Source organism: Allorhizobium pseudoryzae (assembly GCF_011046245.1).
GTDB lineage: Bacteria > Pseudomonadota > Alphaproteobacteria > Rhizobiales > Rhizobiaceae > Neorhizobium > Neorhizobium pseudoryzae.
Genome location: NZ_CP049241.1, coordinates 2,355,055 through 2,379,397 on the forward strand (window position 1 = coordinate 2,355,055; position 24,343 = coordinate 2,379,397).

Annotated in this window: 25 protein-coding genes; 10 read left to right on the top strand and 15 right to left on the bottom strand. The window is 62.4% G+C overall.

Annotation, left to right across the window (positions count from 1 at the left end; genetic code table 11):
• Positions 1-19 precede the first annotated feature (19 nt).
• Positions 20-634, top strand: coding sequence for a LysE family translocator (locus G6N78_RS11415; RefSeq protein ID WP_165218466.1), 615 nt, complete (start codon positions 20-22; stop codon positions 632-634).
• Positions 635-680: 46 nt separating this feature from the next.
• Here the strand turns inward: G6N78_RS11415 and G6N78_RS11420 are convergent, their stop codons facing one another.
• Together G6N78_RS11420 and G6N78_RS11425 are read right to left on the bottom strand one after the other, a co-directional pair.
• A complete protein-coding gene (locus G6N78_RS11420) occupies positions 681-1,148 on the bottom strand; it encodes a MaoC family dehydratase (RefSeq protein ID WP_165218467.1) in 468 nt (155 codons plus the stop codon).
• Positions 1,145-1,615, bottom strand: coding sequence for a MaoC family dehydratase (locus G6N78_RS11425; RefSeq protein ID WP_165218469.1), 471 nt, complete (start codon positions 1,613-1,615; stop codon positions 1,145-1,147). Before G6N78_RS11425 ends, G6N78_RS11420 begins: the two co-directional genes overlap by 4 nt.
• Positions 1,616-1,680: 65 nt before the next feature.
• On the opposite strand from G6N78_RS11425, the gene G6N78_RS11430 reads away from it, so the two are divergent.
• From G6N78_RS11430 to G6N78_RS11440, 3 genes are all read left to right on the top strand, one after another.
• Positions 1,681-2,337, top strand: a complete 657-nt coding sequence (locus G6N78_RS11430; protein WP_206531563.1) for a Crp/Fnr family transcriptional regulator — start codon at positions 1,681-1,683, stop codon at positions 2,335-2,337.
• Between the two features lie 94 nt (positions 2,338-2,431).
• On the top strand, positions 2,432-2,638 hold the full coding sequence (locus tag G6N78_RS11435) for a YgaP family membrane protein (protein WP_165218470.1): 207 nt from the start codon (positions 2,432-2,434) through the stop codon (positions 2,636-2,638).
• A 117-nt stretch (positions 2,639-2,755) separates the two neighbouring features.
• Positions 2,756-3,847 (top strand): hypothetical protein, encoded by a 1,092-nt coding sequence (locus G6N78_RS11440; RefSeq protein ID WP_165218472.1) that lies wholly within the window; start codon positions 2,756-2,758, stop codon positions 3,845-3,847.
• A 39-nt stretch (positions 3,848-3,886) separates the two neighbouring features.
• Here the strand turns inward: G6N78_RS11440 and ychF are convergent, their stop codons facing one another.
• Positions 3,887-4,990: a redox-regulated ATPase YchF gene (gene ychF, locus G6N78_RS11445; protein WP_165218474.1), complete on the bottom strand. Its 1,104-nt coding sequence runs from the start codon at positions 4,988-4,990 to the stop codon at positions 3,887-3,889.
• 246 nt (positions 4,991-5,236) lie between these two features.
• Here ychF and clpS point away from each other — a divergent pair, with 246 nt between their 5' ends.
• On the top strand, positions 5,237-5,545 hold the full coding sequence (gene clpS / locus G6N78_RS11450) for an ATP-dependent Clp protease adapter ClpS (RefSeq protein WP_165218476.1): 309 nt from the start codon (positions 5,237-5,239) through the stop codon (positions 5,543-5,545).
• 21 nt (positions 5,546-5,566) lie between these two features.
• Here clpS and G6N78_RS11455 read toward each other — a convergent pair whose 3' ends face one another.
• From G6N78_RS11455 to G6N78_RS11475, 5 genes are all read right to left on the bottom strand, one after another.
• Positions 5,567-6,025, bottom strand: a complete 459-nt coding sequence (locus tag G6N78_RS11455) for a GNAT family N-acetyltransferase (protein ID WP_370691410.1) — start codon at positions 6,023-6,025, stop codon at positions 5,567-5,569.
• Complete coding sequence (gene pth, locus G6N78_RS11460; RefSeq protein WP_165218477.1) at positions 6,022-6,759, bottom strand: aminoacyl-tRNA hydrolase; 738 nt, start codon at positions 6,757-6,759, stop codon at positions 6,022-6,024. The genes G6N78_RS11455 and pth overlap by 4 nt, the downstream gene beginning before the upstream one ends.
• Positions 6,760-6,852: 93 nt before the next feature.
• Positions 6,853-7,581 carry a substrate-binding periplasmic protein gene (locus G6N78_RS11465; protein ID WP_165218479.1) on the bottom strand — a complete coding sequence of 243 codons (729 nt, stop codon included), beginning with the start codon at positions 7,579-7,581 and terminating at the stop codon, positions 6,853-6,855.
• Positions 7,582-7,617: 36 nt separating this feature from the next.
• Complete coding sequence (locus G6N78_RS11470; RefSeq protein ID WP_165218481.1) at positions 7,618-9,993, bottom strand: putative bifunctional diguanylate cyclase/phosphodiesterase; 2,376 nt, start codon at positions 9,991-9,993, stop codon at positions 7,618-7,620.
• Positions 9,994-10,328: 335 nt separating this feature from the next.
• Positions 10,329-10,925 (bottom strand): 50S ribosomal protein L25/general stress protein Ctc, encoded by a 597-nt coding sequence (locus G6N78_RS11475; RefSeq protein WP_165218482.1) that lies wholly within the window; start codon positions 10,923-10,925, stop codon positions 10,329-10,331.
• 278 nt (positions 10,926-11,203) lie between these two features.
• Between G6N78_RS11475 and G6N78_RS11480 the strand changes: the two genes are divergently transcribed.
• Positions 11,204-13,294: a putative bifunctional diguanylate cyclase/phosphodiesterase gene (locus tag G6N78_RS11480; RefSeq protein WP_165218484.1), complete on the top strand. Its 2,091-nt coding sequence runs from the start codon at positions 11,204-11,206 to the stop codon at positions 13,292-13,294.
• A gap of 98 nt (positions 13,295-13,392) precedes the next feature.
• On the opposite strand, the gene G6N78_RS11485 is transcribed toward G6N78_RS11480, so the two are convergent.
• The 7 genes from G6N78_RS11485 to lgt all read right to left on the bottom strand — a co-directional run bounded on the left by G6N78_RS11485 (position 13,393) and on the right by lgt (position 21,770).
• Complete coding sequence (locus tag G6N78_RS11485) at positions 13,393-15,648, bottom strand: methyl-accepting chemotaxis protein (protein ID WP_165218485.1); 2,256 nt, start codon at positions 15,646-15,648, stop codon at positions 13,393-13,395.
• A gap of 98 nt (positions 15,649-15,746) precedes the next feature.
• On the bottom strand, positions 15,747-16,679 hold the full coding sequence (locus G6N78_RS11490; RefSeq protein ID WP_165218487.1) for a ribose-phosphate pyrophosphokinase: 933 nt from the start codon (positions 16,677-16,679) through the stop codon (positions 15,747-15,749).
• A gap of 131 nt (positions 16,680-16,810) precedes the next feature.
• A complete protein-coding gene (locus G6N78_RS11495) occupies positions 16,811-17,593 on the bottom strand; it encodes a hypothetical protein (RefSeq protein WP_165218488.1) in 783 nt (260 codons plus the stop codon).
• Between the two features lie 77 nt (positions 17,594-17,670).
• Positions 17,671-18,822, bottom strand: a complete 1,152-nt coding sequence (locus tag G6N78_RS11500; RefSeq protein ID WP_165218490.1) for a M24 family metallopeptidase — start codon at positions 18,820-18,822, stop codon at positions 17,671-17,673.
• Position 18,823: 1 nt separating this feature from the next.
• Positions 18,824-19,618: a peptidoglycan editing factor PgeF gene (gene pgeF / locus G6N78_RS11505; protein WP_165218491.1), complete on the bottom strand. Its 795-nt coding sequence runs from the start codon at positions 19,616-19,618 to the stop codon at positions 18,824-18,826.
• A 186-nt stretch (positions 19,619-19,804) separates the two neighbouring features.
• Positions 19,805-20,908 (bottom strand): class I SAM-dependent methyltransferase, encoded by a 1,104-nt coding sequence (locus tag G6N78_RS11510; RefSeq protein WP_165218493.1) that lies wholly within the window; start codon positions 20,906-20,908, stop codon positions 19,805-19,807.
• A gap of 19 nt (positions 20,909-20,927) precedes the next feature.
• Positions 20,928-21,770, bottom strand: coding sequence for a prolipoprotein diacylglyceryl transferase (gene lgt / locus G6N78_RS11515; protein ID WP_165218494.1), 843 nt, complete (start codon positions 21,768-21,770; stop codon positions 20,928-20,930).
• A 228-nt stretch (positions 21,771-21,998) separates the two neighbouring features.
• Here lgt and G6N78_RS11520 point away from each other — a divergent pair, with 228 nt between their 5' ends.
• The 4 genes from G6N78_RS11520 to G6N78_RS11535 all read left to right on the top strand — a co-directional run bounded on the left by G6N78_RS11520 (position 21,999) and on the right by G6N78_RS11535 (position 24,340).
• Positions 21,999-22,259, top strand: a complete 261-nt coding sequence (locus tag G6N78_RS11520) for an accessory factor UbiK family protein (RefSeq protein WP_165218496.1) — start codon at positions 21,999-22,001, stop codon at positions 22,257-22,259.
• 405 nt (positions 22,260-22,664) lie between these two features.
• The gene (locus G6N78_RS11525) at positions 22,665-23,165 is read left to right on the top strand and encodes a type III secretion system chaperone family protein (protein ID WP_165218497.1); all 501 of its coding nucleotides are present in this window, start codon (positions 22,665-22,667) and stop codon (positions 23,163-23,165) included.
• Positions 23,165-23,983 (top strand): pyrroline-5-carboxylate reductase, encoded by an 819-nt coding sequence (proC, locus tag G6N78_RS11530; RefSeq protein ID WP_165218498.1) that lies wholly within the window; start codon positions 23,165-23,167, stop codon positions 23,981-23,983. Before G6N78_RS11525 ends, proC begins: the two co-directional genes overlap by 1 nt.
• Before the next feature lie 18 nt (positions 23,984-24,001).
• The gene (locus G6N78_RS11535) at positions 24,002-24,340 is read left to right on the top strand and encodes a tRNA-binding protein (RefSeq protein WP_165218500.1); all 339 of its coding nucleotides are present in this window, start codon (positions 24,002-24,004) and stop codon (positions 24,338-24,340) included.
• The last annotated feature ends 3 nt before the right edge of the window (positions 24,341-24,343 follow it).

Below are 24,343 nucleotides of genomic sequence, written 5' to 3' on the forward strand. Positions count from 1 at the left end.
AACAAGACGGGGAACGACAATGGATCTTTCGACGCTGGTCGCCTTCGGGGCGACGTTTTTCGTGTTTGCCGCCAGCCCCGGCCCCGACAATATGACGATCCTGGCGCGCACCGTACACGGCGGTGCGGCCTCCGGCATTGCCTATGGCCTCGGCACCGTCACCGGCATCCTGATCTTCCTGGCACTGGCCGCCTTCGGCCTTTCGGCGGTTGCAGCCGAGATGGGGACCGGCATGACGGTGCTGCGCTATGCAGGCGCCGCCTATCTGATCTGGATGGGCATTCGCATGTGGACGGCCCCGGCTGTTGTCCCGCAGGCACGGGCGGGTGTTGACGGACGCGATCTCGGGCGCGGCTTCCTTGCCGGCGTCGTGCTCAATCTTGGCAATCCGAAGATGCCGCTGTTCTATATCGCGCTTCTGCCGCATGTGGTCGGCCCCAACCTTTCGGTGGGTGACGTCTTCAACCTTGGCTTCGTCATCCTGCTGGTCGAAGTCCTCGTGATCGGCGGGCATGTGGTGCTGGCCAGCCGCGCCCGGCGCCTGCTTTCCACGCCACGCGTGGTGCGCACCGTCAATCGGGGTGCAGGCACGCTGATGGTGGGCGCGGGTGTTGCCGTGATCGCCACCCGCTGAGCTGTCTGCTCCAGCGTGTGGCGCAGGGCCGTGAGGGGCTGATCCCTCAGGTGAATTCCATCACGCTGCTTTCGAACTGCAGAACCGTTTCGCCGTTCTGGTTCACTCCCTCGTTGAAGGTCGAGTTCAGCCAGGTTCCCGGCCGCGAGGCGAGTTCCCGCGTCTCCGTCAACGTGACGAAATAGGTCACGCAGTCGCCGGCATAGACCGGACGGAGCCACTTGAGGTTCTTGAAACCGGGGGAGGGGCCGAGCTTGGGCGGTTCGATGCCCTGTTTCACCAGGCGCAGATGCTCCTCCTGCCAGTGGGCGAGAAACATTTTCATCCAGCCGGCGCAGGTATGCCAGCCGGAGGCGCAGAGCCCGCCGAACACATAGGATTTCGCCGCTTCTGCATCCATGTGAAAGGGCTGCGGATCAAATTTCGTGGCGAAACGGATGATGTCGTCTGCGGTGAATTCCAGTGTGCCGGTTTCGATGCGGGTGCCGACCGGGTTGAGCTCCGTCAGTCTCATGATGCCACCTCCGTCGTCTCCCGCATGCCGAACATGATGACCTGGTCGGCCACGCAGACACTCTGATCCCGTTGGTTACTGAGTTCGGTGCGAATGCGGACCAGGCCAATGCCGGGGCGGGATTTCAGGGCCCGCGCTTCCAGCACGGTCGCGGTGCCTTTCAGCGTGTCGCCGGCCAGAACCGGCTTCTTCCACTCCATCAGATCGATGCCGGGAGCGCCCTGGCAGGAGGAATTGAGGATATAGGAATCGATGATCATCCGCATCAGCATGGACGAGGTGTGCCAGCCGGAGGCGGCCAGCCCGCCGAGAATGCTGGCGCGGCCCGCCTCTTCCGAAAGATGCATCGGCTGCGGATCGAATTCTTGCGCGAATTCAATAATTTCCTCGGCGCTGACCGTTTTGGGGCCCAGCGGGAACTGCCGTTCGGGACGGAAATCCTCGAAATATAATCTGTCTGCCTGCATCCGCTGTTCTTTCCTCCTCAGAATATGCAGAATGCGTCTTATGCCCCTAATTGAAGAGAGGGTCCATGATGACGTGGCTCCATGACGCAGGTTTTCTTGCCGCACTGGAACCGGAGTGGCGGCGGGAGCTGGAGGGACTGAAACCCGTGCATGTGCCGGCGCGCACCACGCTGTTTCGCCCCGGCGATGCGGCGCAGAGCTTCGTCATCCTGCTGTCGGGGCGGATCGGCGTTTATCTCACCGGGCGCAATGGGCGCGAACTGCTGCTCTATGCCGTGACGCCGGGAGAAACATGCGTGCAGACGACGCTCGGCGTGCTGGGCGGCGCGCCCTATACGGGCGAGGCGATCGCCGAGACGGATCTGGTGGCGGTCATGGTGCCGCCTCTCGTCTTCGAGCGGCTGATGGCGGGATCTCCGTCCTTCCGGCAGTTCGTCTTTCGCGCCTTTGCCGCGCGGCTCGGCGATCTGATGTTCGTTCTGGAGCAGGTGGCCTTCGTCAAGGTAGAGCAGCGCCTTGCGCATGTGCTTCTCGATCGCGCTGATACGAGCGGGGAGGTGTCGGCCACTCACCAGGATCTCGCGGTGGCAATCGGCACGGCCCGCGAGGTAGTATCGCGCCGGCTGGAGGCTATCGCCTCCAAGGGGTGGATTGCAAACGAGCGCGGGTCGATCCGCATCCTCGACCGGGCGGCGCTGACAAAAATGGCCGCCCAGCCCTGACATCCTGCCGGATCCGGTGACTTAGTCACCGAGCGGCAAAAAGCGGCGCGCTAACCTTGTGATCATCCACTCAAAGATCCCAAGGGAGAAGGCCATGTTTGCCAAGAATGTCGGATCTATCGATCGGTTGCTGCGCATCGTTGCGGGTATCGTCCTGCTGTCGCTGTTCTTCATCTTTCCGGACGCCTCGTGGCGTTACGTCACACTGATCGGCGTGGTGCCGCTCCTGACCGGGCTGATGTCGTCCTGTCCGCTCTACAGCCTGTTCGGCCTGTCCACCTGCCCGGTCCGCAAGGCCTGAAACAAGACCCACAGGGGAGGGCACCGGCGCCACAGAGCGCAGTTGTCACCCGGCGTGACGTCCCCTAAGGTCGCGACGACCCCGGAGACTGCGGGGACGGCGGGAGTAAAGAGTGACATGACAGGTCTCAGAGGCGCATTGGACGGCGCGGTTGCCAAGGGGCTTGTTGAACCGGGAAAGCGCGATGCGCTGGAGGCGCATCTCGTGGCTTTAATGCCGCATCTCAAGGAGACGCGCAGCGATCCGGAAAGTGCTGCGCGATCCGCCGTCGTCGAAACCGAGACGCCGCGGTTCATCCGCGGTTTCCATGATGTGTTGATCACCCTTGGTCTGACGGTTCTTCTGATCGGCGTCGGCGGGCTTGGTGCCATCATCGGGCTGTTGCCGGTCGTCATCATTCTTGCGGAGATCCTGGTGCGCCGGCAGCGGCTGGCGCTTCCGGCGGTGGCGCTCACCATCGCCATGGCGATCTGGTCGGTGGTTATCTGCCAGTTGATTGCGGATAATATGGGATGGTCCGGTGACGGCTATCTGCTGCTGGCGCTGCGATTCCTGGCTTTCCCGCTGATGATGCTCGCATTCTACGCCCGCTACCGCATACCGGTGGCGCTCGCCGTCGTCATCCTGTCCTTCTTTGCCGTGCTGTTCCTCACTCTGATCGGCCTGTTGGAGATCGGGCTTCGCTCGGCGAATATCCTGATCGACCACCCCTCGATCGTGCTGGTCATGGGCATCCTTGCCGCACTCGGCCTGTTTGGCGTGGCGATGACCTACGATTTGTCGGACCCGGCGCGGCAGACCCGCCGCTCCGACATCGCCTTCTGGCTGCATCTGGCGGCGGCGCCGGCGCTGCTCTATGCGGGGCTCGCAACGCTCTTCCTCGTCTCCTTCGGAACGCTGTCCGATTTCGACGACCAGATGCGCGACGCCTCGACGCCCGGCGTGATCGCGATCGTTGCCATCCTGATGCTGATCGGTGTCGTGATCGATCGCCGCGCTTTTGTGACCTCCGGTCTCATCACCCTGATCGTCACGGTGACGACGCTTCTGCGCAACAGCGCGATCGAGATGGACAATGTCATATTCCTGGCGCTGATCACCGTCGGCATCATCGTGCTGTCGGTCGGCATCGGCTGGCAGCCGCTGAGGCGCGTCGTGGTCGGCGCTCTGCCGCCGGAGCTGAAAGCAAAACTGCCGCCCCTGCAATGAGGGACGGCAGCAAAAGTCTGGCACTGAACGCGGAAGCGATCAGGTGTTGAAGCGGAAGTGGATCACGTCGCCGTCCTGGACGACATATTCCTTGCCTTCGTCGCGGCCCTTGCCGGCTTCCTTGGCGCCCACTTCACCCTTGAAGGCAACGTAATCGTCATAGGAAATGGTGAAGGCACGGATGAAACCGCGCTCGAAATCCGTATGGATCACACCGGCCGCCTGCGGTGCCTTGGTGCCGCGGACAATCGTCCAGGCGCGGCATTCCTTCGGGCCGACGGTGAAATAGGTGATGAGGTCGAGCAGGTGGTAGCCGGCGCGGATCAGACGGTCGAGGCCGGCCTCCTCCAGACCGAGCGCCGAGAGGAACTCGCGGGCTTCCTCTTCCGGAAGCTGTGCGACCTCGGCCTCGATGGCGGCGGAGATGATGACGCATTCGGCTCCCTGCGTCTCTGCCATGGCGGCGACGGCCTGCGTATGGGCATTGCCGGTCGAGGCATCGCCTTCCGCGACGTTGCAGACGTAGAGGACCGGGTGCGAGGTCAGAAGGTTGAGGCCCTTCAAGATTTCGATCTCTTCCGGCGCAAGCGTCTTCAGAAGCAGGCGGGCGGGCTTGCCTTCGTTCAGCAGCTTGACGACCGCTTCCATGATCGGAAGCTGGGCCATCGAATCCTTGTCCTTGCCTGTGGCGCGCTTGCGGGTCTGCTCAACGCGGCGCTCCAGGCTTTCGAGATCGGCGAGCATCAGCTCGGTCTCGATCGTCTCGGCGTCACCGACCGGATTGATCCGGCCTTCGACGTGGGTGATGTCGTCATCCTCGAAACAGCGCAGCACATGCACGACGGCATCGACTTCGCGGATATTGGCGAGGAACTTGTTGCCGAGACCTTCGCCCTTCGAGGCGCCGCGCACGAGGCCGGCGATATCGACGAAGGAAATGCGGGTCGGGATGATTTCCTTCGAGCCGGCAATCGCCGCCAGCTTCTGCATGCGCGGATCCGGCACCGCCACTTCGCCGGTATTCGGTTCGATGGTGCAGAAGGGATAGTTGGCTGCCTGCGCTGCGGCCGTCTTGGTGAGCGCGTTGAAGAGGGTCGACTTGCCGACATTCGGCAGCCCGACGATACCGCATTTGAAGCCCATAAGGGTTCACCCGTCCTTGAGTTTTCGATTGTGGTGTGGCTATGGGGGAAAGCTGCCAGACGGTCAAGGGTTCGATGGGGATCAGGGCGCATCGGTGAGCGTTTCGATGGCCTTGCCATTGGCGCGAGGCTCCGTTTGTCCTATCTTTCGTCAAACTGGCACATGGTTCTGGCAAGCCTGCCGCCACACGAGGGACCTCGCCATCACGATGGTCAGGGTCCCGATGGTCCCAGGGAATAATCTGTCATGGCAAATCAGGTCGGTCTCAAACAACAAACGGCAACGAAGCCCAAGGTGGAGCGTCCGAAGCTCTACAAGGTGCTTTTGCACAATGATGATTATACGCCGCGCGAATTCGTCGTGCTGGTGCTGAAGGTCGTCTTCCGCATGGGCGAGGAGGCGAGCCAGAAGGTAATGATCACCGCCCACCGCATGGGCTCCTGCGTCGTGGTGGTCTGCCCGAAGGATGTGGCCGAAACCAAGGTCACGGAAGCGATGGATCTTGCCAAGGACGCCGAGTTTCCGCTGATGTTCACGGCAGAGCCGGAGGAATAGGCAAGGCCGGACCGTCCCGCGTCAGTCGTTGCGGATCTGGAAACCCGTCTTGTCCTGCACGAAGCCGCAGCCTTCGTAGAAGCGATGCACCTCTGCGCTGTGCCGGCCCGTCAGCAGCATCACCTTGTAGCAGTTCGCCGCAAAGCCAACGCCGATCGCATGGCGCACCACCGCCCGGCCAAGCCCGCCGCCTCGCATCCGAGATAGCGTCACCACATTCTCGATCAAGCCATAGGGCCGGGCGGAGCGGGTGAGGTTGGGGATGACGATGAGCGTGGCCGTCGATACGACACGGTCATCCTGCTCGGCGATGAAGACGGTAAGGCCGGGCTGCGTGAGCATCTGCGCGAAGGCGTTCTCCGCGGTTTCCCGGGGCAGGGCCGGGTCTGAAGGATTGAGCTCGCGGTAGAGCGTCAGCAGACCGTCCAGATCACCGATGTCGGCCGGGCGGATCGTCACGTCCGGCGGCATCGCCATCATCCGTCATCCTTCTTCGAAAACATCCGCTTCAGCATGTCGGCCATCGGGCCGTTCGTCGGCAGTGCCTTGGGCTGGTTGAAATTGCGGGCCTGGCGGATGTGCGACTGACCGGCGGGCTTCGGGTCCTTTGCGGCCTTGGCGGGTTTCGCCGTCTCCTCGTCCGCCTTAGCCCCGACGGCGAGCGCCAGCTTGTTCATCAGCTGGCTGTCTTCGTTCTTCACCAGCATCTCGGCATTGTCGGCAATTGCATCGAGAAGCGGCTCCAGCCAGTCGCGGTCCACCTTGGCGAAATCGCCGAGCACATAGCCGTGTACGAGATCCTTGTTGCCCGGATGGCCGATACCGAGGCGCAGGCGCCGGTAGTCCTTGCCGCAATGCGCGTCGAGCGATTTCACGCCGTTGTGGCCGCCATGGCCGCCGCCGACCTTGATGCGGGCTTTCGCCGGTGCGAGATCCAGTTCGTCATAGATGGCGACGATGTTCTCAGGCCCGAGCTTGTAGAAGCGCATGGCCTCGCCGACCGCGTCGCCCGACAGGTTCATGAAGGTCTGCGGCTTCATCAGCAGCACCTTGTCGCCGGCCAGTTCACCTTCGGAAATCTCCGCCTTGAACTTCTTCGACCACGGTGAAAATCCCGGCCGGCGCTGGATGGCATCCACCGCCATGAAGCCGATATTGTGGCGGTTGCCGGCATATTTGCCGCCCGGATTGCCGAGACCTGCGATGATGAGCATGGAAAACGATCCTTCTGCCGTCTGACCGCCTTGCACCGCGAAACGGCGGGGAAGTCAAGCCGTTCCCGACTTGCGGAGCCAGATGGCCGGATGTCAGGGGTTTTGCGGCAAACCGAAGCGGCTGAGGATGCGGTTCTGCTCACCGGAGGTCCGCAGGCGATCGAGTGAGGCCTGCATGGCGGCGATTACGGTGTCGGCAACGGTCCTGTTGCAGGCAATGCCGAGTTCCTGGCGCGACAGCTCGGCGACGGACTGGATCGGCGAGCCCTGGGCAAGCAGGGTTTCATAAACCCCCTGCGACATGGTCATCAGATCGATGCGCTTGCCGAGAAGCTTGGCGAGTGTCAGGTCAAAGCTGTTGCTGAGATCGATCTTGTCGAACCCTTTCGCGCGCAGCAGGCTCTCGGTATAGTCCTCGCGTTGCGTGCCGACCGAGAGCGACTTGGCCTTCTCGATCGACTGCACATTCCCGGCTGCATCCTTGCGGGTCACCAGAAGATTGATGTCGAAGAGCAGGGGGCTGACCCACTTGAAGCGGCCTTCCCGTTCCGGCGTGCGGGCGGCGGCAAAGGTGCAATGGTCGGGGCGGGTTTCGGCCAGCGCGATGGCCCGCGCCCAGGGCATGACGTCGATCGAATAATCGGTCCTTGAATCCAACCCGTCCATCATCGCGCGGACCTGCTCGACACCGGCGCCCCTGGCCGTTCCATCGTCATCCGCATAGGAATAAGGTGGATAAGGCTCCGTCGCGAAACGAATCTCCTGCGCCTGCGCGCCGAAAGCGACCAGGGTCAATGTCAGGGTCAGAACAACAGGCGTCATGTTCCCCTCATCTACAGATATTGGTAGAGTATGACGCTAACCTGCACGCGTTTCCAGAAGATTTAAATCCTTCCGAATATTCGCAACAATTTCGTTGATCGCGAGCGGGCGGGAGAACAGGTAACCTTGGGCGAAATCAATACCGATCTCGTTCAGGAGCGAGAACTGATGTTCGGTTTCAACGCCTTCTGCCACAACGGCGCAGTTCATCTTGTGGGAGATGGCGCTGATACCCTCGACCAACATGCGGCTCTTGTGCTGCACGTCCTCGGCATCCTGGCCCAGCGAGCGGATGAAGGACTGGTCGATCTTGACGATATCGACGGGGAAGCGGCTCAGATAGCTGAGCGAGGAATAACCGGTGCCGAAATCGTCGAGCGCGATGCGATAGCCGAAGCTGTGCAGCGTATCCAGAACCGTGCGGATCTGCGGATTGTCGTGCATCAACACGGCTTCGGTGATTTCAATGACGAGGCGCTGCGGGGCAATGGCATAGCGTGCCATCAGCGATGTCAGGCGGATCGGCAGGCTCGGTTCGAATTGCAGCGGCGAGAAGTTGACCGCGACATAGGCGTTTTCCATGCCGGGAAGCCGCGACAGCTGCGCGAGATTGGCCAGCGAATCCTCCAGGATCAGGTTGCCGATCTGGCCGATGGAGCCGGTTTCTTCCGCGACATCAATGATGCCGGCCGGTGACATCAGGCCCTTTCGCGGATGGCGCATGCGCATCAGAGCCTCGAAGCCAACGATCCGCCGCTCTGCTACGTCCATGATCGGCTGGAAATGCGCCTCGAACCAGTTGGCGGCGATGGCGACTTCGATATCGCTTTCGATTTCCGCGCGCTGGCGGGCCCGTTCGGAAATCGAGTTGTCGAAGATGTTGGCGCCGTTCTTGCCCTCGCGCTTGCGGGCATACATGGCCATGTCGGAACGCTGCAGCAGTTCGCTGGCACTGGCGGCATGGCGCGGGTAGAAGGCAAGCCCGATGCTGGCGCTGAGACGCACGCTCGTGGTTTCCGTCCGGAACGGCAGTTCGAAGTGATCCACGATCCGCTGGGCGATCTCGACGGCGCGCCGTTCTGCCCCTTCGCCGGTAATGAGGATGGCGAATTCATCGCCACCCAGCCGCGCGGCGGCATCGTCGCTTTGCATCAGCGGCTGGATGCGTTCGACGAACTGGCACAGGACGCTGTCGCCGGCGGCATGGCCGAGCGTATCGTTGATCTGCTTGAAACGGTCGAGATCGACGAAGAGGCAGGCCACCTCGCTCTGTTGGCGGTCGGCGGCGGCAATCTTTTCATCCAGGACCGCCTCGAAGCCCTGGCGATTGAGCAGGCCGGTCAGGTGGTCGGAAATCGCCTGGCGGCGATTGCGGGTTTCCGACTGCTTCAACTCGGTCACATCGGTCATGACGCTCAGCGAGGCCGGAAGATCGTCGCCCGACGAGGTCAGCGCGGTTTCCAGGATGAGGACGTCCATGGTCCGCCCATCGGCACACAGAAACCGCACGGTGACCTCGCAGACGCCGGCAATCGAGCGCGTCATCTGCTTGCGGTTCTTATAGGTCTCGTGATCCTGCGGCACGACGAGATCGACGAAGGGGCGCCCGAGAACCGTGTCGCGGGCATACCCGGTTGCCAGGAGCCAGTAATCGCTGACAGCGAAGATCATGTCGTTCCCATCCAGCGAGAACAGCATGGCCGGCGTCAGGTTGTAGATTTCCGTCGTCTGCTGGTGCGCGCGCTTCAGTTCGCGTTCTTCGCGCTCCAGCTGGATCTGCATCTGGTTGAAGCTCTTGGCGAGCCGCCCCATTTCGTCTGCCGAACGCCAGTCGACATGGTGGCGCGATCCGAGCTGGCGTGTCGCCTCCACGGCGGCGGTCAAACGCATCAGCGGACGGATGACCATGGTCCGGTTGCCGAGGATCGCGGCGCCGACGACGGTCAGGATGGCGACGGCGAAGATGGAGATGAGGGCGATCTCCATGCTGGTGAGGGCGGAGAACAGGCCGACCTTCTCGTACCGAACGACGAGTGTGCCAACCGTCTGGAACCCTTCGTTCGTGCGGTAGAAGATCTGGCGGCTGACCGGCTGCAATTGTTCGGACGCATCCCGGACACGGCTTTCCACCACGTCCAGCTTGCCGAGCGTATCGGTGACCTGAACGACCTGGATTCCGCGTTCGTTGAGGAGCGCGCCGGTGATCTGGCGGATGCTTTCGACGTCGAGATCCCAGAGCGGTTTGGCAAGGGCCTGGGCATTGGCCGCAATGATGACCTCGACATGCTCCTTGAGGCTTTCGGCAACCTGGCGGGACGAGAGCGCAAGGAACAACGTAAAGAGCGGCGCAACCACGATCAGCAGCGCCGCGATGATGATTGCAATAAAACGGCTCTCGACTGAACGAGTCACGTTATGCCTCATTCAAGCATCCAGACATTGCGGGCGAGTTCTCCTGTGCGATGCCCGTTATGCTTTCACTCATTCATTAAACATTGCTGAACCGGGCGGCCGAGAACTGGAGGTGCTGCCGGGAAAACTGTCCTGTTTCGGAGCTTTTGCAAAGGTTCCCTAATTTTTCGTTGCCGGCGATCCTGTTGCCCGTCAACCGGTCTTTGCGTCCGGCGTCAGGGGCCGGTGCTGCGGGTGCTGCGCCTTGCGCGACCTGTCCGGATGGGCCTTATGCCACGAAAAAACCCGCCGCGGTTTCCCGGGCGGGTTGTCTTTTCCGTACCCGTAAACGGGACTTATTCGGAGGCTGCTTCTTCAGACGTGCCGCCAGCCGGTGCAACGATCGTCGCGATTGTGAAGTCGCGATCGGTGATCGTCGGCTTGGCGCCCTGCGGCAGCTTGACATGCGAGATGTGAATGCTGTCGCCGATCTTGAAGCCGTCGAGATCGACGGTGATGAATTCCGGAATGTCGTTGGCCGGAACCAGCATTTCGACTTCGTGACGAACGATGTTCAGCACGCCGCCGATCTTGATGCCGGACTTCTCTTCGTTGACGAAGTGAACCGGAACGTTGACGGTGACCTGGCTGTCAGCCGAGACGCGCAGGAAATCGACGTGCAGGACGAAGTCGCGCACCGGATCCAGCTGGTAGTCCTTCGGAAGAACCGAGATCTTGCCGCCGTCGTAGTCGATCGTGGCAACCGTGGTCATGAAACCGCCGGCGTGGATGCGCTTTGTCACTTCGTTGGTGGACAGAGCGATGGAAATCGGGGCCTGCTTGTCACCATAGATGACAGCGGGAATCAAACCGTTGCGGCGAAGTTCACGGGAGGACCCCTTACCAACCCGTTCGCGCGCCTCGGCCTTGAGCTCGTAAGATGCGTGGCTCATGGCATATCCTTTCGAGGTTATTGGAGAAACTCAACCGGCTGCACAGGTGCGGTCGGGTGAGTTTGAAGGACATCGTCCGATGCGCTTCATCCGCGTTGCCTCCAAGGGTGTCTGCGCGGACGGGGCTCCATAGACCATACGGGCTGGGCTTGCAAGGCATTTGCCGGCCACGCGTCACGCGGCGCAGCGGGTCTTACATCCGGTTTACCATGTCTCCCAAGCATTCCTACAGCTTTGCTGATTAAGAACTTGATGAAACGCAATATCAGGTTGACCACATGCTCACACTTCTCACCTGCCTGGTGAACGACCACTCGCTTGCTTACGTGGGTGCGGCGGCAATTATGTGTATCCTCGGGTCCTATCTCACGCTGCGCCTGTTTGCGCGAGGGCGTCGGGCGAGGGGCACCGAGCGGATGGTGTGGATCGGCCTGTCCGGCTTCGTCGGCGGCTGCGCCATCTGGACGACGCACTTCATCGCCATGCTCGGTTATACGGCGGGTGGACCCGCGGCTTATGAACCGCAAAAGACGCTGCTCTCGCTCGTGATTGCCATCGCGGCCTCGGTGATCGGACTGGGCATTGCGGCGGCCGGGGATCGCAGCTTTCTGGCGGAAGCCGGCGGCGCGGTGATGGGGCTTGGCATTGCGGCAATGCACTATACCGGCATGGCCGCCTACCGGATCTCCGGCACGATCCTCTGGGACGAACGCTATGTCGTTGCGTCCGTCGTGCTGAGTATCGTTTTCGGTGCGATCGCGGTCGACCGTGTCGTGCGGCCGTGGACGCGGTTCTGCAAATATGGCGGTGCGCTGGCGCTGATCCTCGGTATCGTCCTCACGCACTTTACGGGCATGGCGGCTGTCCGTCTGGTGCTCTTGCCGATGACCCCGCCACCCGACGGCGTTCTCTCGGACCAGATTCTCGGACTCTCCGTGCTCGGCATCATGATCGTGCTTCTGGCCCTGGCGGCGGCGACCTATCTGCTCGATGCAAGCAACACCAATGCTGCCGTGGCCCGTTACCGCCATCTCTCCCTGCATGATGCGCTGACGGGCCTGCCGAACCGGGCAGGGTTCCAGGAAGAACTGGAGGCGCTGCGGGCGCTTGCACCGCAACTGCCCGGCAAGATCGCGATCCTCTCCTTCGACCTCAACCGCTTCAAGGAGATCAACGACGTTCACGGGCATCTGGCCGGTGATGCGGTGCTGCAGACAATCGGTGCGCGGCTCGGCGCCGTGGTCGCAGCCGACGAGTTCCTCGCCCGCGTCGGCGGAGACGAGTTCGTCGCGATCAGCCGTCGGTATTACGGACGGTATGACGCGACCAGTCTTGCCAACCGGCTGCTGGCGGAAATCAACAAGCCCATCGAGTGGGAAGGGCACCTGTTCTCGGTGTCGTCCAGCGTCGGGATTTCTCTGCACGGAGACGCGGGAAGTCCGCTGGAAGAGGTGCTGGCGCAGGCGGATGTCGCGATGTACCGGGCAAAGGCCAGCGGACCAAACAGCGTCTGCTTCTATGACCCTTCCATGGATCAGGCGGCGCGTGAGCGCAATGCGCTTGCCATGGATCTGCGGACGGCGCTGGCCAAGAACCAGTTCGAGCTGTTCTACCAGATGCAGAACGATACCGCGACCAGTGAGGTGGTTGGCTTCGAGGCGCTCTTGCGCTGGAACCACCCGCAGCGCGGCAAGGTTTCACCGGCCGATTTCATCCCTATCGCGGAACGGACCGGCCTCATCATCGATATCGGAGAATGGGCTCTGTGCGAGGCCTGTCGCCAGGCCGCCGCCTGGGCGCGTCCCTACCGGATTGCGGTCAACGTTGCGACGGCGCAGCTGGCGGATCTCAGCTTTCCCGACAAGGTGAAGCGGATTCTCGCGGAAACCGGCCTGCCGGCCACGCGTCTCGAGCTGGAGATCACCGAATCCGGCATTATCGACGACCAGAACCGGGCCTTCCTCATCGTCAGTCAGTTGAAGGACCTCGGCGTTCAGATCGCCATGGATGATTACGGGACCGGCTATTCGTCACTCTCGACGCTGATGCGGTTTCCCTTTGACAAGATCAAGATCGATCGCTCCTTCATCGACAAGGTGGATCGGGACGCGCAGTCGGCGGCCATCGTCCGCTCGACGCTGATCCTTGCCCAAAGCCTCAACATTCCGGTCCTGGCGGAAGGGGTGGAAACGCTCCAGCATCTGGATTTCCTGAGGCGGGAAGGGTGCTCGCAGGTCCAGGGTTATCTCTACAGCAAGCCGGTGCCGTTGATGGCGATCGCCTCGCTGGTCAACACGGTGCAGAGCGAGGAGAAACAACACGCCGCTGTGCCTTCTGCTGAGCCACCAGCGGGCCGACGCGTCGCCTGAGCAATCTCTGCTGTGGGGTTCCGAAGACGAAGAAAAGCCCGCCAGACGTTTGGGTCTGGCGGGTTTTTCATGCAAACGCTGTTCGTTTCGAACCTGCCTCAGGCGACGCGACGGATCTCGCCGCCGGAGAGCGAGAAATGCGAGATGCGGTTGCCGAGTTCATCGGCCTCATGCGACAGCGAGAAGACCGCTGCGGTGGTTTCCTCCACCATGGCGGCGTTCTGCTGGGTCATCTGGTCGAGATCCGTCACCGATGACGAGATCTCCCGCAGGCGGCTCGACTGTTCGCGCGAGGAGTCGGCAATCACGCCGATCGTCTGGTTGATCGACGCGATGCTCTTCTGGATCATGGTCAGGCTGTCGCCGGTCTTCAGCACCAGGGTCACGCCGTTTTCCACATCCGAGGCGGAGGTGTTGATCAGCGTATTGATGTCGCGGGCGGCGCCGGCGGATTTTTGGGCGAGTTCGCGCACTTCCTGGGCGACGACGGCAAACCCCTTGCCGGCTTCCCCGGCACGCGCCGCCTCGACACCGGCATTCAGCGCCAAAAGGTTGGTCTGGAAGGCGATCTGGTCGATCACGTCGATGATCTGACGGATCTTGGCAGAGGAATCCTCCAGCCGCTCCATGGCAACGATGGCGTCCTGAACGATGCTGGCCGACGACTTTGCACTTGTCAGTGCCGTGGCTGCCGCATCGACGGCCGTATCGCACTGCTGCAGGGTCTCGGACACGGACCCGTTCATTTCCGCGAGTGCCGCTGCGGCTTCCTCGAGCGAGGCGGCCTGCCGTTCCGTGCGGTGGGCGAGATTTTCCGACGCGCTGCGCAGATCGACGGCGCCTGCACGGATGGTGTCGGCGCTCGAGGTCACCGACTGCATGGTGGCTTCCAGCTGCTGAACGGAATCGTTGAAATCGATGCGCAGCTGGTCGAGCGACCCGGCAAAGGGCTGGTTGATGACGACGTTCAGCTCGCCGTTCGAAAGGCGCTTGAGACCGCCGGCAAGCGCGGCAATCGCCCGCTCGAGCTCTTGCGCGCTGCGCGCCTTTTCCTCTTCGCGCTCACGGCGTTCGACGTCGAGCTGCTGATCGCGTTCTCTCGCGGTCGCTTCCATCCGTTCCTTGTCCAGTGCGCTGTCGCGGAAGGAGGCGAGCGCCCGGGCCATGGTGCCGATCTCGTCGCCGCGATCGGCGGAATCGACCTCGATCGACTTGTCGCCGTCGTTGAGGCGGTTCATCAGAGCCGCGAGCCGGGTCAGCGGCTTGGTCAGCGACGAAGAGACGAGGAGACCGACGAGCCCCATCGACAACAGGATTGCGACGGTCGCAAGTGTCGCCCAGGTGGCAAGGTCATTTGCCGGCGCCAGGACCTTGGCTTCCTTCTGACCGATGGCGAGCAAGTTCGGCTGGCCGAAGACGGAAACCGGCAGATAGGAATAGAAAAGACGTGCATCGCCGGAGCCGGCAAAGGTCGATCCGGCCTGTGCGGTCTTGCCGGCCTGCAGGAGTTCGGCCGGGACATCGCTTGCGGCACCGGTGCCGGCGCGAACGGTTCCGTCCGCGGCAATCAGGTAGGCGGCGTCCGTACCGGCACCGTCTGGGATGACGGCCGGGGCGAGCTTGTTCGGCCCGATGCGGAAGATGATGGCGCCCTTGACCTTGATCTCTCCCCAGTTGCTGACGGCAAGGGCGCGCCCAACGAAGGCAGACGTCTGAGAGTCTTCCGCTGCAAAGGGCATGAAGCCGGTAGAGTAGGTCTGACCGACGGTCCCCTTGCTGATCTGATCGTAGATCGCCTTCAGGCTGGCATTGCTGTTATCGCTGACATTGGTGGTAAATTCGCGACCCTTGGTCACGGAATAGATGATCGTTCCGTTCGGATCGATCACGTAGATATCGCTCACACCGGTATTGCGCCAGGCGCTCGACAATGTGCCGTGGATGCCGGCATGCTGCACGCCATAGAGAAGCTTGGTGCCATTGCCGTCGAAGGCGGCGCGCTGCTCCGGTGTCTTCGATTTGTCCTGGAAGGCTTCGAGGATCTTGTCGCCCTCGATATTCAGGAAGTTGGCGACGAGATCGCTCGCATCGCCAATGGCGGTATTCTGGGACAGCTCGGCGAGGCTCTGGTCAATACGCGCCGAAAAGCGCTGCAGGGCTTTCGACTGATTGTCCGCGACCGACGCCAGCCGCAATTGACTGGCATCGATGAGGCCACTCTTGCCGATCTGGTAACTGACGATACCGACCGAGAGGCAGGAGACCAGCGTGGCGCCCAGCACGAGCGATGCGACCTTGGTCTTGACGGTCCATAAGGACCCTGCGTTTCCCTTGGAAATAATTGTTGAAAACATCTGAACTCCTCCGAAGATGGCGAAGTTTAGGAGGGTTCAACTTTATATCTGATTAACCTACATGATTTCCTGCGATCGAAAGCAACAGGACAGGCAGCTTAATCGAAGAGGCTGGATACGGATTCTTCGAGAGCGGTCCGGTTGATCGCTTCGCCCAGAAGACCGGCGGTAGAGACCACACGGATGTTCGGGGCGGATTGAACGGCCGTCGTCGGCTGGATCGAGTCCGTGATCACCAGTTCACGCAGCTTCGAGGAACTGATGCGCGCAACCGCACCACCCGACAGGACGCCGTGGGTGATGTAGGCCGTGACGCTGGTCGCGCCGTTCTTCAGCAGCGCTTCGGCGGCATTGCAGAGCGTGCCGCCGGAATCGACGATGTCGTCGATCAGCAGGCAATCCTTGCCGGTCACGTCGCCGATGACGTTCATGACTTCGGATTCACCGGCGCGTTCGCGGCGCTTGTCGACGATCGCCAGCTGACAGTCGAGGCGTTTGGCCAGGGAGCGGGCACGCACCACGCCGCCGACGTCGGGCGAAACGACCATGACGTTCTTGAGGTCGTAGTGTTCCTTGACGTCGCGCGCCAGGATCGGAACCGCATAAAGATTGTCAGTCGGGATGTCGAAGAAACCCTGGATCTGTCCGGCGTGCAGGTCGAGCGTGAGGACACGGTCGGCACCGGCTTCGGTGATAAGGTTGGCAACGAGCTTGGCGGAGATCGGTGTGCGGGGGCCGGCTTTGCGATCCTGGCGTGCGTAACCGAAATAGGGAAGCACGGCGGTGATGCGGCGTGCCGAGGACCGACGGAACGCGTCGATCATGATCAGCAGTTCCATCAGGTGGTCGTTGGCGGGAAATGATGTCGACTGGACGACGAAGACGTCTTCACCGCGCACGTTTTCCTGGATTTCGACGAAGATTTCCTGGTCTGCAAACCGTCTGACGCTGGCTTTTCCGACTGGAACGTTGAGATAGGAACAGATCGCGTCGGCCAGATGCCGGTTCGAATTCCCTGCGAAAACCTTCATTGGGGCCCGCCTGTTTTTACGCTGGATGCGGGCCTTTTAACGAGGACGAGCCCGAATGCAAGGCCTCAAGCCAAAAGCCCTGAGTTTTTTGTGAATACAGCGTGAAGGTCAGCATCATCTTCCGACCTTTCTCAGCCGCTGCGGCTTTGGCGCCACTGCAGGTACTCCGTCATGGTCTTCTGTCCGATCAGCTGCATGGTCGCGGCAGGAACGGCAGCCCAGGGTTCGCCTCCCGAGGCTGGAACGGTCTCCTGTCCCTGGATGCGGTGAAGCCGCGCGCCGCCGGCATCCAGCACATCCCACACATAGACGACCGTGACCTTGCCCTCGTTGTCGAAGGCGGAGAGATAGCCTTTGAGGATGTGCTCGCTGGAGGTGTCGCTGGAGGATTTGATGGTCAGGCCGCCGGCGCGGGCCGATGCGCCGAGCTGGCGGGAGAGCGGTGTGACGGCCTGCACCGGCGCGCCGATGATCGGCAGAAAACGGATGGTTGCCCCGGATGCCTCTCCAGATGCCGCCGGATCGAGGGTTGCCGTCTGAGAAGGACCGGTTGGCGGTGGAGCGGCTGCCGCGGCTGGAGGCGCCGACGGTGGGGAAGCGGGTGGTGGCAGGGGCGAGGTCTGGACCGGCGAGAGGTCGCCGGCATCCATGGCCTGCGCCTGCGCCTGCATCGTGTTCTGCGGTGGCAGCCGGTTCGTCGCCGCAGGTGCAGCCGGATAGGAACCGACGTTCGGCGCATCGGCGGTCGCTGCCAGCCGCCTTGCCTCATCCTGCGAAACCGGTGTGGAGCGTGTCGAGGACGGAAACAGTCCGCCGCCCACATCGACCTGTGGTGTCAGCGCATCCGTGGTATTGCACCCTGCCAGAGTGGCCGCCAGGCTGGCGATCAGAAGTGCAACTCCCCAACGGTGCATCCGACGTCCTTTCCCGTTCCTCACGGCCCACGCCAGATTAGAAGCCGGCTTTCCGTGGTGTCAACCTCGGGTGGCGGTCAGCGGACGATCAGGTCGAGATCGTGGCGGGAGAGCGAGAGCGGTGCGTCCTCGGTCGTCAGATAGGTCTGGCCAAGCGTCATCGCAGCACCACTGTCGGAATCCATGATGATCATGTGCACGAAGAGCGACATGTCGGGCAGGATCTCCTGCGGATTGCCGGCATGGAACATCTGGTGCTCCATCCAGGAGGGCGAGAAGCGGGCACCGAGTGAATAACCGCAGGCATTCAGGCGATGGCGCGTCAATCCCCTCTCGTCGATGATGCGGGCATGGGTGTCGAAGACATCGCCGAAGGTATGGCCGGGCTTCAGCACGGTCTCGATCGCCAGGATGGTTTCGCGGCAGGCATTGTAGAGTTCGCGGTGGCGGCCGGTTGGCTCGCCCACCAGAACGGTGCGCATCATCGCTGCATGGTAATGGGCGCTGACGCCCGCCCATTCCAGCGTCAGCTGGTCCTGCGCATCGAGCGTGCGTCGTCCGGCCTTGTAGCGGCAGAGAAGTGCATCGGGACCGGACCCGATGATGAATTCGTTGGCCGGATAATCGCCACCGCCGGCAAAGACGGCGCCTTGCATGGCGGCCAGAATATCCGCCTCGCTGCCCCCGGCCGCAATGAAGGGGAGTGCGGCATCCAGCGCATCATCGGCAAGTTCGGCGGCGCGCTTGACGTGGACGATTTCCGCGGCGCTCTTGCGCAGCCGCAGGCGGCTGACGAGGTAGGACGCATCCGAGACCTGGCAGAAGGAGGAGAGCTGGTCATCCAGCAGGCGGGCAACGCGGCCGGTCATGCCGTGGGTGTCGTATTCGATGCCGATCTTCGCGCCGAGCAGGTCCATCTCGCTCAGCAGGTTCTTCAGATCGACGCTCGGATCGGCGTTCACCCGATCGACCCAGATGTGGATCTTGTCGAGGACGGAGGTGTGACGGGCCTGGCGCAGATCGGCGGAGCGGGTGAGGAGCGCCATCTCGCCATCCGCCTTCACGATCAGGCACTGGAAGAAGCAGTAGCCGAAGGTGTCGTAGCCGGTCAGCCAGTACATGCTTTCCTGGGCGAACAGCAGCATGGCATCGAGCTTCTCCTCGCGCATGGCCTCCTTCAGGCGGTCCAGGCGTGCGGCAAACTCGCTTCTGTCGAAATGCAGGCCCATTTTATTCCTCCGTGATGGCGATGGCGGAAATCTGGCGCCCGTAATCCGCTTCGGCCAGATGGGTGGTGCGGCGATAGGAGAAGAACCTCTCCTGGTCCGGATAGGTGTCGAGAGCGAGGTTTTCGGCCCGAATGCCGGCCTTGATCAACCGATCCGTCGTGAGGGCCGGCAGGTCGAACATGGCGTGGCCGGCTTTTGCCGAGGGGGTGAAAAAGCGCGCGTAGTCCGGATTTTCCGACAGGAAACGCGCGACGAATTCCGGGCCGACCTCATAGCTTTTCCCGGCAATCGAGGGGCCGAGGCAGGCGACGATGCCGGCGCGCTCGGCTCCCAGCGCCAGCATGGCCTCGATGGTGTTTTCGGCAACGCCATAGAGCGCGCCCTTCCAGCCGGCATGGGCGGCGCCCACCACGCGGTTCTTCGGATCGGCAAACAGGATCGGCCCGCAATCGGCGGCCAGCACGCCGAGCACGATGCCGGGCGTCTTCGTCACGAGGGCATCGGCGCTGGGGCGCTCTCCGGCATAGCTCTCGTCCACCGTCACGACATCCGGGGAATGAACCTGGTTGACGGTGGCAAGCCGTTCCAGCGGCTGGCCGAACCAGGCTGCCACGCGCCTGCGGTTTTCCAGCACATGCTCCCGCACGTCGTTCGAACCCAGGCCGACATTGAGGCTGGCGTAGAGCCCGGCGGACACACCGCCGCGCCGTGTGAAGTAACCGTGGCGTATGGCGCTGCCGCCGGCTTCCTGCAGCATTGGGCTTTCTATCGGCGTCAGCGCGGGGTCGTGCATCATCTCGTCGCTTTGCTTTTATCGGGAGGGGCTGGCAGCGCCGGAGGGGCGCAACTGAGGCCGGGACTGTCGCCGGCTGCTTCGTTTCGGCGCAAATGTGGACCGGGGGCGGGCGCGATGTCAACGCCCCGCGGATGGTCCGCCAGCCTGTCGGATGGTTGGCCCATACGATCGACGCAAGAATGCGCCTCAGCTTCTCACGGGTCGAAAGGGGGCCAATGTGACGCTCGGACTGGAGACGGCCATGACCTTGAACAGCTCACCCATTTTGCCTTCGCCGGCGCCAGCCAGCCGCTCGGCGGCGACGGAAATCGCCCGCTGCTCGGCCTCCGCCTTGCCGTTTGCCAACCGGCTTGCGCGCTCTGCAAGACCAAGGCCGTAAAGGAAATCACCCTGATGCATGGCGCCGTTGATCTGGATGCCGGTGGCGCGCGCAATGCGGGCGAGATCCTCGAAATCCACGTGGCTCGTCAGGTCCGCCTGTCCGGGATGGGCCAGCGGCGGGTCGTAGTCATGATGGAGCACCGCCTGCAGCGTATCGCCGAAGGACGTGGCCAAGTGTCCGTAATCGATGATCAGCGCCGAGCCGCCATTCTGCTTCAGGCGCATGGAGAGCGCATTCATCACCGCCTGGCGGGCAGGCGCCACTTCGAAAACGGTGCCGTCCGGCTCGGCGCCGGTGCCTGGCGGCAGGAGTGCCGGATCGATGGTTGCCACGCCGATGCCGAAGGCGAGGTTGTCGTCGGCATCCAGCCCCACAAGCCGCTCGCGGAAACCCGTCGGCGTCTTCACGAACTGGCGGATCGGAATGGCGTCGAAAAGTTCGTTGGCGGCGATCAGCGTAAAACCCTGCGGAACATCCTCGAAGGCCGCATGCCAGGTGATCTTGGCGGAAAAGGCCTCGAGCGTCACACGCTGCACGCCGCGCAGGCGCTCGCTGGTTTCCACCATATGGACGTCGAGACTGTCATAGAGGGTCGGCGCCAGCTTGCGGATCACCCTCAGCATGTCGAGCATCATCGTGCCGCGGCCCGGTCCCACCTCGACGAGGTTCACCGGCGTCGGGCTGCCGTGCTGCTGCCAGGCATGCACCATGAAGATGCCGATCATCTCGCCGAACAGCTGGCTGATTTCCGGCGCCGTGATGAAATCGCCACCGGCCCCGAAAGGTTCGCGGCTCAGATAATAGCCGTGTTCCGGATCGGCCAGGCACAGGGCGAAATAGTCGGTCACGCTGATCGGCCCGTTCATGCGGATCAGGGTCTTGATTTTATCGGCAAGCGGCGTGGTCAAGGTCAGCCTCGTCGTCGCGTCAGGAGGTCGGTGTGGCACGGCGGGCGCGCCAGATCGCCCACAGACCGATGAGGAACATGGGAAGCGACAACACCATGCCCATCGTCAGCCAGCCGAATGCAAGGTAGCCCAGTTGCGGATCCGGCTCGCGGAAAAACTCCACGAAGATACGCGACAGAGCATAACCGCAGACGAATATACCAGCAACCACGCCCGGTTGGCGCAAGGCCTTCATCTTGTGAGTCATGAACCGCAGCACGAGAAGAAGGACCACGCCTTCCAGCATCGCCTCGTAAAGCTGGCTTGGATGGCGTGCAAAGGGGCCGCCGGTCGGGAAAACGAAGGCCCAGGGAACATCGGTGATGCGGCCCCAGAGTTCGCCGTTGATGAAGTTGGCGATGCGGCCGAACAGCAGGCCGAAGGGCGCAACGGTCGCCACCGTATCGAACAGGCTCCAGACGGGGATCGTGTTGCGGCGGGCAAACAGGATCATCGCGATCGTCGTGCCGATCAGGCCGCCATGGAAGGACATACCGCCGTTCCAGATCTCGATGGCGCGGATCGGATTATCGACCACGGCTGCCAGATCATAGAAGAGGATATAGCCGATGCGCCCGCCGAGCACGATGCCGGCGGCGACCCACACCAGGAAGTCATCCAGCTTTTCCGGCGACATGGGAGAGGCGGCACCCGGCCACAGCTCTGCCCGGGCCACCATGCGCTTGGCATAATACCAGCCCAGCATGATGCCGACGACATAGGCGAGGCCGTACCAGTGAATGGCGAGCGGCCCGATCGAAATCGCGATCGGATCGATGTTGGGGTAAGGCAGGATCGCGAGGAGACTGGGTGCTGAATACAAATGAACATACCTCGGCAGACAGTGCCGCTACTGTTGCGGAACATGGCGGTCTGCCCCCCGTCCGGTCAAGACGAATCTCCGTGCAGGCCGCGTCATCCTCAGGGAAGTCACAGGAAAGACCGGAGCGATGCTTTCGATTCTTCTTGCAAGACCTTCGCCCTGACCCTACCTCATCTCCATCGAAATGAAGGTCGCCGCCGGACCGGCGACAATTTGGAGAGCGATGCCATGTCGACCGGAACGAACCGAATGATGGATGAATTCGCGCGGCTGATGACCGATGCGGCCGGTGCCGCCCAGGGGCTGCGCCACGAAGCGGAGACCGCCATGCGCGCCCAGATGGAGCGTTTCATGAACTCCATGGATCTGGTGAAGCGCGAGGAATTCGAAGCCGTGCGCGAAATGGCGATCAAGGCACGGGATGAGAACGATGCGCTGAAGGCTCGCCTCGAGGCGCTGGAAGCCAAGCTTTCCGCCAACGCATCCTGATCCGTTCCGAAACGACACGGCGCGTCGCCGATTTTTAGCGGGGACGCGCCTTTTTTGAGGTTGACCACCTGTTCATCCGATCTTCGTCCGCAACTAATTTCGGGGCTGTGGACACATTTGAAAAAGCCTGTCGGCAGAGTCGGTTAATGCGAGTCGCTGACATGATTTTCGAAGCTTGCGGTTGAGTCGTCCCCGCAAAATCAGGCCCGGGGGCTGGCGCTGTGACTCTTCGCCTATACACTGATTTTAAATGATGATTCTAAACGGCGACCGCAAGCTCCGGGCAGGGGATAGGCGGTACGGTAAGGGCCGCGAAGGATCATTGGAAAATGAATTTCCGGTACAGTGTTCGCGTTTGTCTGTCCTCGCACGAATGTCGCTTCATCCCGGTTGAGAAGGTGCCGCATGAGCCTGATAGATATCGATATGGAACGTCACTCGAACCCGGTCGACATGATCGAGTTCGTCGCAGCCTCGAATGACTGGACGTTCGAACGGGCAGGCGAAGACGAGATTGCCATGACGGTGGCCGGCCACTGGACCGATTACCACATCTCTTTCTCCTGGATGGAAGAGTTCGAGGCGCTGCATCTGGCCTGCGCCTTCGATATCCGGGTGCCGGATGCACGGGTGAACGAGGTCATCCGCCTTCTGTCCCATGTCAATGGTCAGGTGCTGATGGGGCACTTCGATCTGTGGCGCCAGGAAGACGTGGTGATCTTCCGCCAGTCGCTGCTTCTGGCCGGCGGCGCGGAGCCGACGAACCAGCAGGTCGAGGTGCTTCTGTCGAACGCGCTCGAAACCTGCGAGACCTATTACCAGGCCTTCCAGTTCGTCGTCTGGTCCGGCATGGACGCCAAGAAGGCGATGGAAGCGGTTCTGTTCGAGACCGTCGGAGAGTGCTGATGTCGATCTCGTCTGCGGCGCCGCTCGTTCTCATCGGCGCAGGCAATATGGGCGGCGCCATGCTGTCCGGCTGGCTGAAGAGCGGTGTCGATGCCTCGGCCATCCTGGTCATCGATCCGTCTCTGTCGGATGCGCGAAAGAGCGAAATTGAGGCCGTCGGTGCCAAGCATGCCGCGGCCGCGCCGGAGGGGCTGACGGCCGGCATTCTGTTCCTGGCGGTCAAACCGCAATTGATGGCCGCGGTGCTGCCGCCTCTGAAGGCGCTCGTCGGTTCCGGGACCGTCGTCGTGTCCGTCGCAGCCGGCACCACGCTTGCGTTCCTGCAAAGCCATCTCGGCGAAGCCGGCATGGTGCGTGCCATGCCGAACACGCCGGCGATGATCGGTCGTGGCGTCACCGGTGCCTATGCCAATCCGAAGGTCAGCGAGGCGCAGCGCGCTGCCGTGCATGATCTCCTGAAGGTCAGCGGTCCGGTGGAATGGGTGGCAAGCGAGACCGATATCGATGCGGTCACTGCCGTCTCCGGCAGCGGCCCGGCCTATGTCTTCTATCTCGTCGAATGCATGGCGGAAGCCGGCCGCAAGCTCGGCCTTCCCGCCGACCTTGCCATGCGGCTGGCGCGTGAAACCGTGGCCGGTGCCGGCGAGCTCCTGCATCGGTCGCAAGACGAGGCGTCGCGCCTTCGCCAGAACGTTACCTCGCCCGGCGGCACCACGGCGGCCGCCCTTGCGGTGCTGATGGCGGAGGACGGCATGCAGCCGCTGTTCGATACGGCGCTTTCCGCCGCCCGCAAGCGGGCCGTGGAATTGGGCAGCTAAGAAGAAGGACGCGGTTTCGTGGCGGAAATTTCCTGGGACGATTTCGAGAAGGTCGATATTCGCGTCGGCACGATCATCGAGGCCGAGACCTTTCCGGAAGCCCGCAAGCCCGCTTTCAAGCTGAAGATCGATTTCGGTCCCGAGATCGGCGTCAAACGCTCATCCGCGCAGATCACCGTTCATTATACGCCGGAGACGCTGATCGGCCGGCAGGTGCTCGGCGTCGTCAACTTTCCGCCCCGCCAGATCGGGCCGGTTCGCTCCGAAGTGCTGACGCTCGGCTTTGCCGACGAGGCAGGTGCGATCGTGCTGGCGGCCGTCGAGCGGCCGGTGCCAAACGGCATGAAGATGATGTGAGCC